The sequence below is a fragment of the Janthinobacterium rivuli genome (assembly GCF_029690045.1).
Classification (GTDB): domain Bacteria; phylum Pseudomonadota; class Gammaproteobacteria; order Burkholderiales; family Burkholderiaceae_D; genus Janthinobacterium; species Janthinobacterium rivuli.
Genome location: NZ_CP121464.1, coordinates 5,109,926 through 5,123,064, shown reverse-complemented (window position 1 = coordinate 5,123,064; position 13,139 = coordinate 5,109,926). Strand labels below are relative to the sequence as shown.

At 61.7% G+C, this 13,139-nt stretch carries 13 protein-coding genes; 8 read left to right on the top strand and 5 right to left on the bottom strand.

What is annotated here, in order from left to right; translation table 11 throughout:
• Nucleotide 1: 1 nt before the first annotated feature.
• The 4 genes from P9875_RS23195 to P9875_RS23180 all read right to left on the bottom strand — a co-directional run bounded on the left by P9875_RS23195 (nucleotide 2) and on the right by P9875_RS23180 (nucleotide 5,184).
• Nucleotides 2-1,132, bottom strand: coding sequence for a glycerophosphodiester phosphodiesterase (locus P9875_RS23195; protein WP_278316720.1), 1,131 nt, complete (start codon nucleotides 1,130-1,132; stop codon nucleotides 2-4).
• Nucleotides 1,132-3,531 carry a TonB-dependent receptor gene (locus P9875_RS23190; RefSeq protein ID WP_278316719.1) on the bottom strand — a complete coding sequence of 800 codons (2,400 nt, stop codon included), beginning with the start codon at nucleotides 3,529-3,531 and terminating at the stop codon, nucleotides 1,132-1,134. The genes P9875_RS23195 and P9875_RS23190 overlap by 1 nt, the downstream gene beginning before the upstream one ends.
• Nucleotides 3,532-3,674: 143 nt before the next feature.
• Nucleotides 3,675-4,655 carry an Hsp33 family molecular chaperone HslO gene (gene hslO, locus P9875_RS23185; RefSeq protein ID WP_278316718.1) on the bottom strand — a complete coding sequence of 327 codons (981 nt, stop codon included), beginning with the start codon at nucleotides 4,653-4,655 and terminating at the stop codon, nucleotides 3,675-3,677.
• Nucleotides 4,656-4,659: 4 nt separating this feature from the next.
• Nucleotides 4,660-5,184 carry a gamma carbonic anhydrase family protein gene (locus P9875_RS23180; RefSeq protein ID WP_099403611.1) on the bottom strand — a complete coding sequence of 175 codons (525 nt, stop codon included), beginning with the start codon at nucleotides 5,182-5,184 and terminating at the stop codon, nucleotides 4,660-4,662.
• Nucleotides 5,185-5,391: 207 nt separating this feature from the next.
• Here P9875_RS23180 and P9875_RS23175 point away from each other — a divergent pair, with 207 nt between their 5' ends.
• From P9875_RS23175 to bamC, 8 genes are all read left to right on the top strand, one after another.
• Entirely contained in the window at nucleotides 5,392-6,267 is an 876-nt protein-coding gene (locus P9875_RS23175; RefSeq protein WP_278316717.1) for an alpha/beta fold hydrolase, read from the top strand.
• Nucleotides 6,268-6,369: 102 nt separating this feature from the next.
• Nucleotides 6,370-7,203 (top strand): 3',5'-nucleoside bisphosphate phosphatase, encoded by an 834-nt coding sequence (locus P9875_RS23170; protein WP_035821170.1) that lies wholly within the window; start codon nucleotides 6,370-6,372, stop codon nucleotides 7,201-7,203.
• Between the two features lie 94 nt (nucleotides 7,204-7,297).
• Nucleotides 7,298-8,182 (top strand): protease HtpX, encoded by an 885-nt coding sequence (gene htpX, locus P9875_RS23165; protein ID WP_035821167.1) that lies wholly within the window; start codon nucleotides 7,298-7,300, stop codon nucleotides 8,180-8,182.
• A gap of 38 nt (nucleotides 8,183-8,220) precedes the next feature.
• Nucleotides 8,221-8,844 carry an L-threonylcarbamoyladenylate synthase gene (locus P9875_RS23160; RefSeq protein WP_035821164.1) on the top strand — a complete coding sequence of 208 codons (624 nt, stop codon included), beginning with the start codon at nucleotides 8,221-8,223 and terminating at the stop codon, nucleotides 8,842-8,844.
• An 83-nt stretch (nucleotides 8,845-8,927) separates the two neighbouring features.
• Nucleotides 8,928-9,605 (top strand): site-2 protease family protein, encoded by a 678-nt coding sequence (locus P9875_RS23155; RefSeq protein ID WP_225242182.1) that lies wholly within the window; start codon nucleotides 8,928-8,930, stop codon nucleotides 9,603-9,605.
• A gap of 42 nt (nucleotides 9,606-9,647) precedes the next feature.
• Nucleotides 9,648-10,220, top strand: a complete 573-nt coding sequence (locus tag P9875_RS23150) for a class I SAM-dependent methyltransferase (RefSeq protein WP_278316716.1) — start codon at nucleotides 9,648-9,650, stop codon at nucleotides 10,218-10,220.
• Between the two features lie 84 nt (nucleotides 10,221-10,304).
• Nucleotides 10,305-11,183: a 4-hydroxy-tetrahydrodipicolinate synthase gene (gene dapA, locus P9875_RS23145; protein WP_035821156.1), complete on the top strand. Its 879-nt coding sequence runs from the start codon at nucleotides 10,305-10,307 to the stop codon at nucleotides 11,181-11,183.
• Between the two features lie 80 nt (nucleotides 11,184-11,263).
• Nucleotides 11,264-12,457 carry an outer membrane protein assembly factor BamC gene (gene bamC / locus P9875_RS23140; RefSeq protein ID WP_278316715.1) on the top strand — a complete coding sequence of 398 codons (1,194 nt, stop codon included), beginning with the start codon at nucleotides 11,264-11,266 and terminating at the stop codon, nucleotides 12,455-12,457.
• Nucleotides 12,458-12,629: 172 nt separating this feature from the next.
• Here the strand turns inward: bamC and P9875_RS23135 are convergent, their stop codons facing one another.
• A complete protein-coding gene (locus P9875_RS23135; RefSeq protein WP_034783358.1) occupies nucleotides 12,630-12,884 on the bottom strand; it encodes a hypothetical protein in 255 nt (84 codons plus the stop codon).
• Nucleotides 12,885-13,139 lie beyond the last annotated feature (255 nt).

The window sequence follows — 13,139 nt, the reverse complement described above, 5'->3', positions numbered from 1 at the left end:
TTTATCCTGCGGCGATGCGTCCCAAACCCGGATCGTCGCTGAAAAAACCGTCGAGTCCCGTCTCGATGTAGCGCCGCATTTCCGCCACGGAACCAGCCTCGTTGCGCGCATTTTCGCCATTGCCGTCGCGGAAGTCGGCCGCCAGGAAGCGGTTTTCCGGGCGGAAGGTCCACGTGTGCAAGAGCAAGCCCGCCTGGTGCGCATCGTCGACGATGGACGAGGGCTTGGCCAGGCGCTGGTCGGCGCCCAGCGCGATGATTGCTCGCGTGGGCGGCGCCACCACGTCCGCGTAGGCAGCGATGTCGCGCAGGCCGGCTGGCGTCGTCATCTGCCCGAAGGTCAGCTTGCCGCCTGCCTTGGCCACGTCCATCGGGCGCACATCGCCTCCCACCACCAACTGCATCAGGCGCACGTTGGCGCGCCGTCCCAGCTTCTCGCGCAAATACTTCAAATTCGCTACTTCGAAGGACTGGATTTCGATCGGCGCGCGGCGCGTGTATTCGTGCGCCAGCATGGTCGAGAGGAAACGGTCTTCCAGCGCCAGGCCCGCATCGCGGAAGTAGGTCGAGCTTTTCAGCTCCGGCACGAGGCCGATGATGCGTCCGCTGGCGGCAGATTGCGCTGCAACAAAATCGATGATTTCTTCCCACGTCGGGATCTGGAATTGTCCATCGTACAAGGTGTTGCCGGTGCGCACTTTCGGCAGCCGTTCGATGGCGCGCAGGGTTTTCAGTTCCGCCAGGGTGAAGTCGTCGACGAACCAGCCTTCGTGCCATTCGCCGTCGACCATCTTCTTGCCGCGCCGGCTCGCAAACTCGGGCCGGCGCGCCACGTCGGTGGTGTCGATCAGATTGCTTTCATGGCGCGCCACGAGGATGCCGTCGCGCGTGGCGACCAGGTCCGGCTCCACGTAGTCGGCGCCGTCGAGGATGGCCTTGGCGTAGGACGCCAATGTATGCTCGGGGCGCAGGGCGCTGGCGCCGCGGTGGGCGAAGACCAGCGGACGCGCCGGTGGCGCAGTCAGCAGGCCGGCCGCAAAGCCGGGTGCTGCCGCCAGGGCCAGGCCGCCGGCGGCAGCCTGGACGAAGCTGCGGCGCGAAAAATGCCGTTGCGGCAAGATTGATGTGCGCATCAGAAATCCGCCGTCAAGGTGAGGAAGCCCTGGCGCGGGGCAATCGGGAAGGTGTTATAAGTCTTGTCGGCCGCGCCGACCACCACGTTCAGCGAGCCTTCGCGGTTGGCCAGGTTGCTGACGTTGACACGCCAGCGCGGGTTTTTCAGCCAGCTGGCCATGGCCGGCAGCTTGCCCGACACGCCCAGGCCCATCAGGAAGTAGCTGGGGACCGATAAATCGTTGGTGTACGTCGCGTAGCGTTTGCCCACATAGTCTCCCGTCAGTTGCACTTCGATATCGCCAAACGTCGCGGAAGCAACAAACTTGTTCAGCCATTCCGGCGAGCCCGGCACGTTCTTGCCCGCCGTCAGTACCAGCGCGGCGCCATTGTTGTAATTGTCCGCGTACTGCGAGCGGTTGTACGACAGCGCATTGTAGAACGAGAAATTGTTGCCGAAGTGGACGGTGCCCGCGATATCGATGCCGTCCGTGCGCACGCTGCCCACGTTGGCCAGCACGGGGTTGCCGCCAATGATGGAGGAAATCACGGGGGTTGGGCTGATCTGCAGCAAACGGTTGCTGAAATCGACGTGGTAGACGTTGACCTGGCCATCGATGGCCGTGATGGCGCCCAGGTTCAAGGCGTGGCTGCCGCGCACGCCCACTTCATAGGTGAGTGCCGTTTCCGGCTTGGCATCGCGCTTGAACAGGTCGAACGCGGCCTGGCTCGACAAGCTCCACGGCGAGGCGCCGCCACCGCCATAGGTGACGAACTGGCGCATGTTTTTCTGTATGTTGAAATACAACTGGTCCTGCGGCGTGAAATCCCAGCGCGCGCCCACTTGCGGCAGGAACCATTTTTTCGTGTTGATGGTGCCGACCGGCAAGGCCGTCGAACCGCCGGAAATGGCGCCCTTGGCCGGCTGCACGGGGAATTGGCCATCGGCAAATTGCAGGCTGGACTTGAAGCCGGCCTGCAGGGCGATATCGGGGCGGATACGCCATTCATCCTGCAAGTGCAGCTGCACCACCTTGTTGTCGATCTCGCTGCCGTACTGCGTGATCAAAGGATTGCTGGGGCGGTCATACGGCGAGGTCGGGTTGTTGACGTCCAGCGCATACCAGCGGCGGTAGGCGGACGAGCGGTTCTGTTCCAGCCACAGGCCCGCTTCCAGCTGGTGTTCGCCGATTTCCTTGCGCAGGGTGGAAAGGAAGCCGCCGCGCTTGATGTCGTATTCCGTCGTGCGCACGGCGTAGCCCGAGTTGCCGAAGACTTGCTTCAAATTCTGTTTCGGGTAGTACACGCTGAACAGGCCAGGCAAGCCGGCCACGCCGATGGGGCCGGCCACCACGCCCGCGCCGTCATCCTTGTGGTAATACACCTGGTTAGCCCACGTCATGCCATCGGACAAGTTGGCGTCGAACTTGGCGTAGGCCAGGTAATCGGTGCGCTGCGCATCGCTGTAGTAATTGCGGTAATTGTTGCCGTCCGCAGCAGGCGTGGCGCCCGTTGGCGACAGGTAATTGAGGGCCGCCTTGAAGTCCGGGTACAGGAAGGGACGCGTGTACGGCGCGCTCGTTTCGCCGGCCACGTGCACGGTGCTGTCTTCGTTCGGTTCGATCTTGTCCGAGTAATTGAAGAACAGGGTCAGCTTGCCCGCTTCGCTGCGGTTGACGTACTTGGCGTTGAACTGGTCGCCGCCCTGGCGCGCGTCGAAGTCCCAGGCGCGCGCTTCGTGGTGCAGGATGGAAAAATAGGCGCTGCTGCCGTCGCCGAAGGCGCCCGTGTCATAGCGGGCAAACGTGCGCGAGGTGCGGTGGCTGCCCACGGTTTGCTGCACGCTGGCGCCCTGCGTGGCCAGCGGGTCGCTGGAATAGGTTTCGATGGTGCCGCCCAGGTTGCTGGTCGAGGCCGTGGCCAGGTCGCCCGCACCCGACGACAGCACGACGCTGCGCACGTTTTCGCTGATCACGGCGCGCTGCGGCGACAGGCCGTTGTAGTTGCCGTACTGCTGGTCGCCCAGCGGCACGCCATCCATGGTGTAACCGAGTTGCTGGCCGGAAAAGCCATGCACGAACAGCGACAAGTTCTGCTCGTTGTTGCCCCATGGATCGGCCGTCTGGAAGCTGACGCCTGGCAGGGTTTGCAGGGCTTTCAGTGGATTCGTGCCGGGCAGGATTTTCTGGATTTCATTCTTGCTCAGGGCGACGGAAGAACGCGTCTTGCGCGACGAAATTTCCACGGTGGTCATCGGTGCGCCGTCATCAGCGGCGGCGGCCATGTCGGTAGTGGCCGAAGCCACGGCGGCGGCGACGGCCGTTTGCGCCAGGGCAGGCAAACTCAAGCCTGCGGCGCAAGCGCCCAGCAAAACGTGGAAGGAATGGCGGCGCAGGGCCAGCGTCAAGTGGGTGGTCATTATCAGCCTGTGGAAAGTATTGGGAGGAATACAAGCTGCGCAGCGTAACGGCGGCGCATGACGGGCTGATGACGAACTGATGACGGGAGGATGACAGCGGAAACAAAAGCGCCACCTCAAGGGCGGCGCGAAGAATATTACAATTAGTTAATGCTGGCTGCGGGTGGAATCAACACTTCCGCTGGCGCATCCGTGACGAACAGCTGCGCGCAATCGACCTTGTCGAATTCGTAGTGCTGGCCGCAGAAATCGCAGTTCACGCCCACTTGTCCCACTTCTTCCAGGGTGCTGTTGACTTCTTCCTCGCCCAGCATCTTGAGCATATTGCCCACTTTTTCACGCGTGCAACTGCAATGGAAGCTCGGGTGCAGCGGGTCGAAGACGCGGATCGTTTCTTCCCAGAACAAACGCTGCATCAGGGTGTCGATATCGGTCGACAGGATTTCCGCCTCTTTCAGGGTCGACGCCAGCATCACGGCGCGGTTCCACGTGTCGAGCGCGTCTTCTTCCGACACGGGCGTCGCTTCGGCCTTGCCGCCATGGTGGGGCAGCTTTTGCAGCAGCAGGCCGCGCGAGACGGTGTCGTCCGTGGCCAGCCACAGACGCGTATCGAGCTGTTCCGAGCGCAACATGTAGTTTTCGATCACGGTCGCCATGTCGTCGCCGTCCAGCGGCACGATGCCCTGGTACGGTTGCTGGCCTGGCACCTTGTCGGCCGGGTCCAGGGTGATGATGAAGCGGCCCTTGCCGGTGGCGTTGAGCAATTGCGGCACGGTGGCCACGTCGGGGATGGCGGCGTCCGGGTCCAGCTTGGCCGTGGCGCGCAGGCGCAGGTCGGAGTCGCACTCGACCACCATCAGGCGCACGGGACCGTCACCATGGATTTGCATGATGATGGAGCCGTTGAATTTCAGGTTGGCCGACAGCAGGGCGGCGGCGGCCACCATTTCGCCCAGCACTTTTTTCACAGCCGTCGGGTAGGCGTGGCGCGCCACCACTTCCTGCCAAGTGCCGGAGACGTCGATGAACTGGCCGCGCACGGCGGCGTTGTCGAAAATAAATTTTTGCAGGGTATCCTGGCCGCTAACGGCTGCGCTGACCGCGCCCGTGGTTTCAGTCGTCATTCTCTTATCCAATCTTCTTGAGTTGCGTATTAAATAGCTGGCCGCGTTGCACATAGTTTACGGCGTTGCCTTGTAGCCTGGTGATATCGTCTGCCGTCAGGGCCCGCACGGCTTTCGCCGGTGAGCCGATGATCAGCATATTGTCGGGAAATTCCTTGCCTTCCGTGACCAGCGCACCCGCGCCGACGAGGCAGTTCTTGCCGATCTTCGCGCCATTCAGGATCACGGCCTGGATGCCGATCAGGGCGCCATCGCCGATCGTGCAGCCATGCAACATTGCCTGGTGGCCAATAGTGACGTTCGATCCGATGTCCAGCGGATAGCCCGGATCCGTATGCAGCACGGCGCCTTCCTGCACATTGCTGTTGGCGCCCACGGTGATGCGTTCGTTGTCGCCGCGAATCGTGGCACCGAACCATACGGACGTATTCGCTTCCAGGGTCACCTTGCCGATCACATTGGCCGTGTCGGCAACAAAAGCGGAAGCATCAATCTGCGGCGCATCGGCGCCCAATTGGTAGAGTGTCATCGTTAGCCTGTGGCGGTGGTGGAAGCGCCGGGCACGGCCGGACGCGGAAGTTTTGCGCTATTTTACGCTGTTGCAGGGCAAGTCCGAGCGTCGGGCGTCAATCCGGTATAATTATCGAACGGTCGTACTTTTATGCCCGCACTATCTACAGACACAGCATGTGGCGCCATTCGCGCCACTTTCAAGGCAGGCAATGAGATGAAACCCATGAAACTTTCCCGTTCCGAATTCATCAACATCCGCGGCGCCCGCACGCATGTACGGCACTGGGGCCGCGAAGGGGCGCCCATCGTGTTCATGGTGCATGGCTGGATGGACGTGGCCGCCTCGTTCCAGTTCGTCGTCGACGAGTTGCAAGGCGACTGGCACGTGATCGCGCCCGACTGGCGCGGCTTTGGCCTCAGCGACTACACGCAATCGGACACCTACTGGTTTCCCGATTACCTGGCCGATCTGGACGCCATGCTGCTGCACTATTCGCCGGACGCACCCGTCAATCTGCTGGGCCACAGCATGGGCGCCAACGTGGCCGGCCTGTACGCAGGCGTGCGGCCCGAGCGCATCAGCCGCTTCATCAACCTGGAAGGCTTCGGCATGATGGCAAGCAAGCCGGAGCAGGCGCCGGGCCGCTACGCCAAGTGGCTGGACGAATTGCGCGAGCCGCCCGCCATGCGCAGCTATCCCACGCAAAAGGCCGTGGCCGAGCGCCTGCAAAAGACCAACCCGCGCCTGCCGGACGAGCGCGCGGCCTTCCTCGCCGAACACTGGTCGGCGCAGAACGAGGCGGGCGAGTGGGACATCATGGGCGACCCGCAGCACAAGCGTGTCAATCCCATCCTGTACCAGGTGGAAGAAGTGATGGCGTGCTGGCGCCGCATCACGGCGCCCGTGCTGTGGGTGGAGGCCGATGATACGAATATGTGGCAATGGATGGGCCCCAAGGAGCAGGCGCGCATTGAAATCGACCGGCGTTTGGCCTGTATCAAGGATGTGCGCTGCGAGATGATGCTGGACGCGGGCCACATGCTGCACCATGACCAGCCGCAGGCACTGGCACGGCTGGTGGAAGCATTTTTGGCCTGATTTTTGGCCCGATATGTGTCGGGAACGCTGCAGCGCGATTGGACAAGCAGCGTACAATGAAAACTTCTTCCATGCTGAGCCCGTGCAGGGTATTGTTTTCACATGCTTAAAGTCGACCTGCATTGTCATTCGAATATCTCCGACGGCGTGCTGTCACCCGCCGCCGTGGCCGCGCACGCGCGCAAGGCTGGCGTCGACGTGTGGGCGCTGACGGACCACGATGAAGTGTCCGGCGTGGCCGCCGCGCGCACGGCCGCGCTGGACCTGGGCATGCGTTTCGTGGCTGGCGTGGAAATTTCCATTACCTGGGCCGGCGAAACCGTGCACATCGTGGGCTTGCAAGTCGATGAAAACAATCCCGGTCTCGTGCAGGGCTTGCACCAGACGCGTTCCGGGCGCGATGCGCGTGGCCGCGAAATCGCCCGCCAGCTCGATCTGGCCGGCATCCCCGACGCCTATGAAGGGGCCTTGAAATTCGTCGGCAACCCGGACCTGATGTCGCGCACGCACTTTGCCCGCTACATCGTGGAAATGGGCAAATGCGCGAACATCCCTGACGTGTTCAAGAAATACCTGTCGGAAGGCAAGCCCGGCTACGTCGAACACCGTTGGGCCACCCTGGCCGAAGCGGTGGGCTGGATACGCGGCGCGGGCGGCGTGGCTGTCATCGCCCATCCGGGCCGCTACCGCTTCAGCGACATGGCGCAAGGCGTGCTGTTTGATGAGTTCAAGCAGCTCGGCGGCGTGGCCATCGAAGTCGTCACGGGTAGCCACAGCCCGGACCAGTATCCGGAATACGCGCAACTGGCCAACGCCTACGGCTTCCTCGCTTCGCGCGGCACGGATTTCCATGCGCCAGGCGAGTCGCGCGTGGATTTTGCCATGCTGCCGCCTTTACCTGCCAACGTCACGCCCATCTGGCACGACTGGTTCTAGGGCGCGGCTGGCCTGCGCCTGCGGCGCGGGCTTGAAAATGTACGTGCCCGCATTTATCTTTTAGTTATTCCTGTGTCATCTGGAGCCAACGCCCATGAAACGTATCGTCTTGTTTATTGCAACCAACCTGGCCGTGATGCTGGTGCTGTCGCTCGTGCTCAGTTTGCTGGGCGTGGGCAATCCGGCGCGCGGCAGCACCCTGAACCTGGGCAGCCTGCTGGTGTTTTCGCTGGTGGTCGGTTTCACGGGGTCGATCTTTTCCTTGTTGATCAGCAAACCGATGGCCAAGTGGAGCACGGGCGCGCGCGTGATCGACAACCCGACCTCGTCGACGGAATTGTGGCTGGTCAATACCGTGCGCGCGCTGTCCGAGCGGGCCGGCATCGGCATGCCGGAAGTGGCCGTGTACGAAGGCGACGCGAATGCGTTCGCCACGGGCGCCTTTAAAAATTCGGCGCTGGTGGCCGTCTCCACTGGCTTGCTGCAAAGCATGAACCGCGATGAAGTCGAAGCCGTGCTGGGCCATGAAATCGCCCACGTGGCGAATGGCGACATGGTCACCTTGACCCTGATCCAGGGCGTGGTGAATACCTTCGTCGTCTTCATGGCCCGCGTCGTGGGATTCTTCGTCGACAATGTGCTGTTGAAAAATAACAATCGTGAAGGCGGCGGGCGCGGCATCGGTTACTTTGTGACCGTGATGGTGTGCGAAGTGATCTTCGGCTTGCTCGCTTCCATCATCGTGGCCTGGTTCTCGCGCCAGCGCGAATTCCGCGCCGATGCCGGTTCCGCCAAGCTGCTGGGCAGCCCGACGCCGATGATGCACGCGCTCGCCCGCCTGGGCGGCGTGCCGCCGGGCGAGCTGCCGCAATCGATGCAGGCGCTGGGCATCAGCGGCGGCAATGGCGGCTGGGGCGCACTGTTCGCCACCCATCCGCCACTCGAACAACGCATCGCCGCGCTACGCGGCGTACAATAATGCTAACTTAACAAGCTGGTTCGCCAGAACGCTTACACATGAGTCAATTCTTTCATATTCACCCTGACAATCCGCAATTGCGCCTGATCAAGCAGGCGGCGCAGATCATCCAGTCCGGCGGCGTCGTGGCCTTGCCCACGGATTCTTGCTACGCGCTGGTATGCCAGCTCGACGACAAGGGCGCCGTCGAGCGCCTGCGCCGCATCCGTGGCGTGGATGAAAAGCACCATCTGACTTTGCTGTGCCGCGACTTGAGCGAGCTGGGCGTGTACGCCAGGGTCGACAACCGCCAGTTCCGCCTGCTCAAGGCCGCCACGCCCGGCGCCTATACCTTCATCCTGGAAGCGACCAAGGAAGTGCCGCGCCGCCTCAGCCATCCTTCGCGCAAGACCATCGGCCTGCGCGTGCCGCAGCACCGCATCGTGCAATGCCTGCTGGAAGAGCTGGGCCAGCCGCTGCTGGGCGCCACCCTGACCCTGCCCGGCGACGAAGACAGCCTGACGGATGCCGACACCATCCGCGAGCGGCTGGAAAAACTGGTCGACCTGATCATCGATGGCGGTGTCTGCGCGCATGGCCCCAGTACCGTGATCGACCTGACGGGGCCGGAGCCGGAAGTGGTGCGTGTGGGACGCGGCGACCCGGCCGTGCTGGGTTTGTAGTGGCTGGCGCAGGGCACCGGATTTACCTATCTTTAATGGCAACATAAGAAAGTGCCTGGGACGCCTCTGGTAGAATCGCGGTCATGAGCGATTTCAATACGATAGTCCAGACCATTGCGGTGTACCTGGTGCCGGTGCTGTTTGCCATTTCCCTGCATGAGGCGGCGCACGGCTACGCGGCCCGCTATTTCGGCGATCCCACGGCCTCGAACGAGGGCAGGCTGAGCCTCAATCCCATCCGGCATATCGATCCTTTCGGCACGATCCTGCTGCCCCTGATGCTGTATTTCACGATCCAGGTGCCGTTCGGCTATGCCAAGCCGGTGCCCGTCGATTTCAGCCGCTTGCGCAATCCGAAGAAGCAGATGGCCTGGGTGGCGTTTGCCGGTCCTGGCGCCAATTTCGTCATGGGCTTCGGCTGGATGATCGCCTTTGTCGTGCTCAGCGTTATGCCGCCGACGGAAATGGGCATGTTTTTCCGCAAGATGGCGGGCGCCGGCGTCAGCGTGAATGCGGCCATGTTCGTGTTTAACCTGATCCCCGTGCCACCCCTCGATGGCGGACGCATCATGACGGGCTTGCTGCCGATGCAGCTGGCGCGCCCTTACGCCAGCATCGAGCGCTACAGCCTGTATGTGTTTGGCGCCCTGGTGCTGCTGATGTACACGGGCGTATTGAACCGTGCCTTGCTGGCGGCGATCGAATTTGTCATCGGCATTTTTGTCACCCTGGTCACGCCCCTGACGGCGCTATTGACTTGATGCCCGCAACTGGAAGTACGCAAATAATTGATGGAAGTACCGATGCAAGTAACTGAACCAACAATAGAAACCGAAGCGATTTCCGGCTGGCTGCGCCGCTGGGCGCCCCTGATTCCCGGTGGCGAAGTGCTGGACCTGGCCTGCGGCGCCGGCCGCCATGCGCGCCACCTGGTGAGCCTGGGCCACCCCGTGATCGCGCTCGACCATGATCCGGAAATGCTGGAAAAGGCGGCCGGCACGGGCATCACCACCTCGCTGGTGGACCTGGAAGCGCCGGGCGCCGTCTGGCCCTTCGCACCCGGCCGTTTTGCCGGCATCGTCGTCACCAATTATCTGCACCGGCCGCTGCTGGAAGCCATGGTTGCCAGCCTGGCGCCCGATGGCGTGCTGCTGTATGAAACGTTTGCCGAGGGTAATGAGCAGTTTGGCAAGCCGTCGAATCCGAAATTCCTGCTGAAGGAAGGCGAAATGCTGAGCTGGGCGGTGCAGCAGGGCTTGCGTGTGGTAGCGTATGAGGATGGGCGCGTGGAACAGCCAAAAGCTGCTCTGGTGCAACGAATTTGCGCCGTCCGGCCGGATTTTCCACGGTTGGCAGCGCTGCTGCCGACGTTTTGAGCGGCCATACTATGTCAGAATGCACCACAGGCGCGGGCTATCCGCTACAATCGTTGTTTTATTTATCGGCGCTATAAACTTACTATGATCAAGGGCAGCATTGTAGCAATCGTCACCCCGATGCACGCTGACGGCAGTCTGGACTTTCCAGGTCTGCGCAAGCTGATCGACTGGCATATCGCCGAGGGTACGGACAGCATCGTCATCGTTGGCACGACGGGCGAATCGGCAACAGTCAGCGTGGAAGAACACTGCGAACTGATCAAGTTGACCGTCGAACATGCCAAGGGACGCATTCCTATCATCGCCGGCGCCGGTGGCAACTCCACGGCCGAGGCCATCAAACTGACGCGCTATGCGAAAGAAGCGGGCGCCGATGCTGTCTTGCAAGTGGTGCCGTACTACAACCGTCCTACCCAGGAAGGCATGTACCAGCACTTCAAGGCCATCGCCGAAGCCGTCGACATCCCCGTCATCCTGTACAACGTGCCGGGCCGCACGGTTGCCGACATGAGCAACGAAACCATCGTACGCCTGTCCGCCATCCCGAATATCGTCGGCGTGAAAGATGCGACCGGCAATATCGGCCGTGGCATCGACCTGCTGCGCCTCGTGCCAGCCGACTTCGCCGTGTACTCGGGCGATGATCCGACGGCCATGGCGCTGATGTTCTGCGGCGGCCACGGCAACATTTCCGTGACGGCCAACGTCGCGCCGCGCGCCATGCACGAACTGTGCGTCGCAGCGATGGCGGGCGAGCGCGCCACGGCGATCGCCATCAATAACAAGGTTTTCCCCTTGCACCAGAAATTGTTTGTCGAGCCCAACCCGGTGCCCGTCAAATGGGCGCTGGCCGAAATGGGCCTGATGCCAGCCGGCATACGCTTGCCGCTGGTGCCGCTGGCTGAAAATTGCCATGCCACCGTGCGCGATGCCTTGCGCGATGCGGGCATTCTGTCTTAAGCCGAACTTCAAGCCCGGGCTTGACCAGTCCGGACCTTCCCTGATTCCAGCTGCTACTTAGCTTCTTATCCAGTTACGACATGACTAATTGCAAGAAAACCCCATCGGCGCCTGCCACCATCGCCGTCCGCGGCATCGTCATCGGCGCCGTCGCAGCCAGCCTCGCGGGCTGCGGCATGATCAGTTCGGTAGTTGGCGGCGACAAGGTCGACTACAAGTCGGTCAAGAAAGCCAGCACCCTGGACGTGCCGCCTGACCTGACGCAATTGCAGCAGGACAACCGTTACTCCTTGCCGGATTCGAAAAACGGCGTGGCCACGGCTTCCGGCTATAACGCGCAGCGCAACGCCACGGCCGGCGCGCCCGTCATCGTGGGCGCCGACGGCGTAGTCGGTGTCGTGCCCGTCACGGCCGGCGGCGTGAAGGTCGAGCGCGCGGGCAACCAGCGCTGGCTGGTCGTCAAGCAATCGCCTGAAGTGCTGTGGCCGCAACTCAAGCAATTCTGGGAAGATTCGGGCTTTACCGTCGCCATCGACCAGCCAACGGCTGGCATCATGGAAACCGAGTGGAACGAAAACCGCGCCAAGCTGCCGCAAGACTTTATCCGCAATACCATCGGCAAGGCTTTCGATTCGATGTACTCGACCGGTGAAAAAGACAAATTCCGCACCCGTGTGGAGCGTCTGGCCGATGGCTCGACCGAGATCTACATCAGCCACCGTGGCGTGGAAGAGGTCGTCACGGGCCGCGACAAGGAAACTACCACCTGGACCGCGCGTCCCAACGATCCTGGCCTGGAAGCGCAATTCCTGGCCAAGCTGATGACGCGCCTGGGCGCAGCCAGCGACGAAGCGCAAGCGAAGACGGCCGTCGACGGCGCCATCGTGCAGCCGCTGCACGCCAAGCTGGTGGGCGACGCCGCCACGCCGGCGCGCGCCATCGAAGTCGATGAAGGTTTCGACCGCGCCTGGCGCCGTGTCGGCCTGGCGCTGGACCGCGTTGGCTTCACTGTGGAAGACCGCGACCGCACGCAAGGCACGTATTTCGTGCGTTACGTCGATCCGGACGCGGTCAAGAAAGATGGTTTCTTCTCGAAACTGTTCAGCTGGGGCTCGTCCTCGGACAAGGACAAGGAAGCGCAGCGCTACCGCGTCCTCGTCAAGGCCGGCAATGGCTCGACCAGCCTGGTCAGCATCCTCAGCAACGAAGGCCAGCCGGACGTCTCGCCAGTGGCCGAGAAGATCTTGGGCTTGCTGAACGAGCAGCTGAAATAAGTGGTGTGACAGCGGCAGGTTTGAAAACCTGCCGCGCATTAAAAAGGCTGGCCCGGTGCAAACCGGGTCAGCCTTTTTTATTGCCTGCGTCCGGCGTCATATCCTGCGGACAAAACGCCAGACGCAAAAAAGCCGACCCGAGGGTCGGCTTTCTTTAGTGCAGGGTGCTAAATTACTTAGCAGCCGATGCAGCAGCCGAAGCAGCCGAAGCAGCGTCGGTAGCGGCCGAAGCGGCAGCCGAAGCAGCAGCAGCAGCGTCGGTAGCGGCCGAAGCAGCAGCGTCAGCAGCAGCAGCTGGAGCAGCTTCAACTGCTGGTGCTGGTGCTGGGGTTTCAACTACTGGTGCTGGTGCAGGAGCTTCTTCTTTTTTGCTGCAAGCAGCCAGAGCAACAACCATCAGGGAGGCGATCAGCAGGGATTTTTTCATTTGTTTTCCTTAATTATTTCAAAAAATAAATCAATATTGTTGCGATGAATAATTACCGGTAATTATCGCTCGTTAGGTCGTCTTCGAAGGCTTTTCGTACCAGGTGGTGCCTGCCAGACAACGGAAACTTCCTAACCGAATATTATAGCGATTTTTGGTGCGTCGCAATAGGAGCAAGAGGCAAATTCGCAACTATTTTGTGATATCGCAATATTTGCCGAAGCAAATTGCAAGCAAGTGTAAGCGATTTGCGAA

Coding starts and splice junctions, on each gene's coding strand:
- bamC (WP_278316715.1), top strand. CDS start 11,264: ATGACTAATTGCAAGAAAACCCCATCGGCGCCTGCCACCATCGCCGTC.
- P9875_RS23155 (WP_225242182.1), top strand. CDS start 8,928: ATGAGCGATTTCAATACGATAGTCCAGACCATTGCGGTGTACCTGGTG.
- P9875_RS23170 (WP_035821170.1), top strand. CDS start 6,370: ATGCTTAAAGTCGACCTGCATTGTCATTCGAATATCTCCGACGGCGTG.
- P9875_RS23195 (WP_278316720.1), bottom strand. CDS start 1,132: ATGCGCACATCAATCTTGCCGCAACGGCATTTTTCGCGCCGCAGCTTC.
- P9875_RS23150 (WP_278316716.1), top strand. CDS start 9,648: ATGCAAGTAACTGAACCAACAATAGAAACCGAAGCGATTTCCGGCTGG.
- P9875_RS23190 (WP_278316719.1), bottom strand. CDS start 3,531: ATGACCACCCACTTGACGCTGGCCCTGCGCCGCCATTCCTTCCACGTT.
- P9875_RS23175 (WP_278316717.1), top strand. CDS start 5,392: ATGAAACTTTCCCGTTCCGAATTCATCAACATCCGCGGCGCCCGCACG.
- htpX (WP_035821167.1), top strand. CDS start 7,298: ATGAAACGTATCGTCTTGTTTATTGCAACCAACCTGGCCGTGATGCTG.
- dapA (WP_035821156.1), top strand. CDS start 10,305: ATGATCAAGGGCAGCATTGTAGCAATCGTCACCCCGATGCACGCTGAC.
- hslO (WP_278316718.1), bottom strand. CDS start 4,655: ATGACGACTGAAACCACGGGCGCGGTCAGCGCAGCCGTTAGCGGCCAG.
- P9875_RS23180 (WP_099403611.1), bottom strand. CDS start 5,184: ATGACACTCTACCAATTGGGCGCCGATGCGCCGCAGATTGATGCTTCC.
- P9875_RS23160 (WP_035821164.1), top strand. CDS start 8,221: ATGAGTCAATTCTTTCATATTCACCCTGACAATCCGCAATTGCGCCTG.
- P9875_RS23135 (WP_034783358.1), bottom strand. CDS start 12,884: ATGAAAAAATCCCTGCTGATCGCCTCCCTGATGGTTGTTGCTCTGGCT.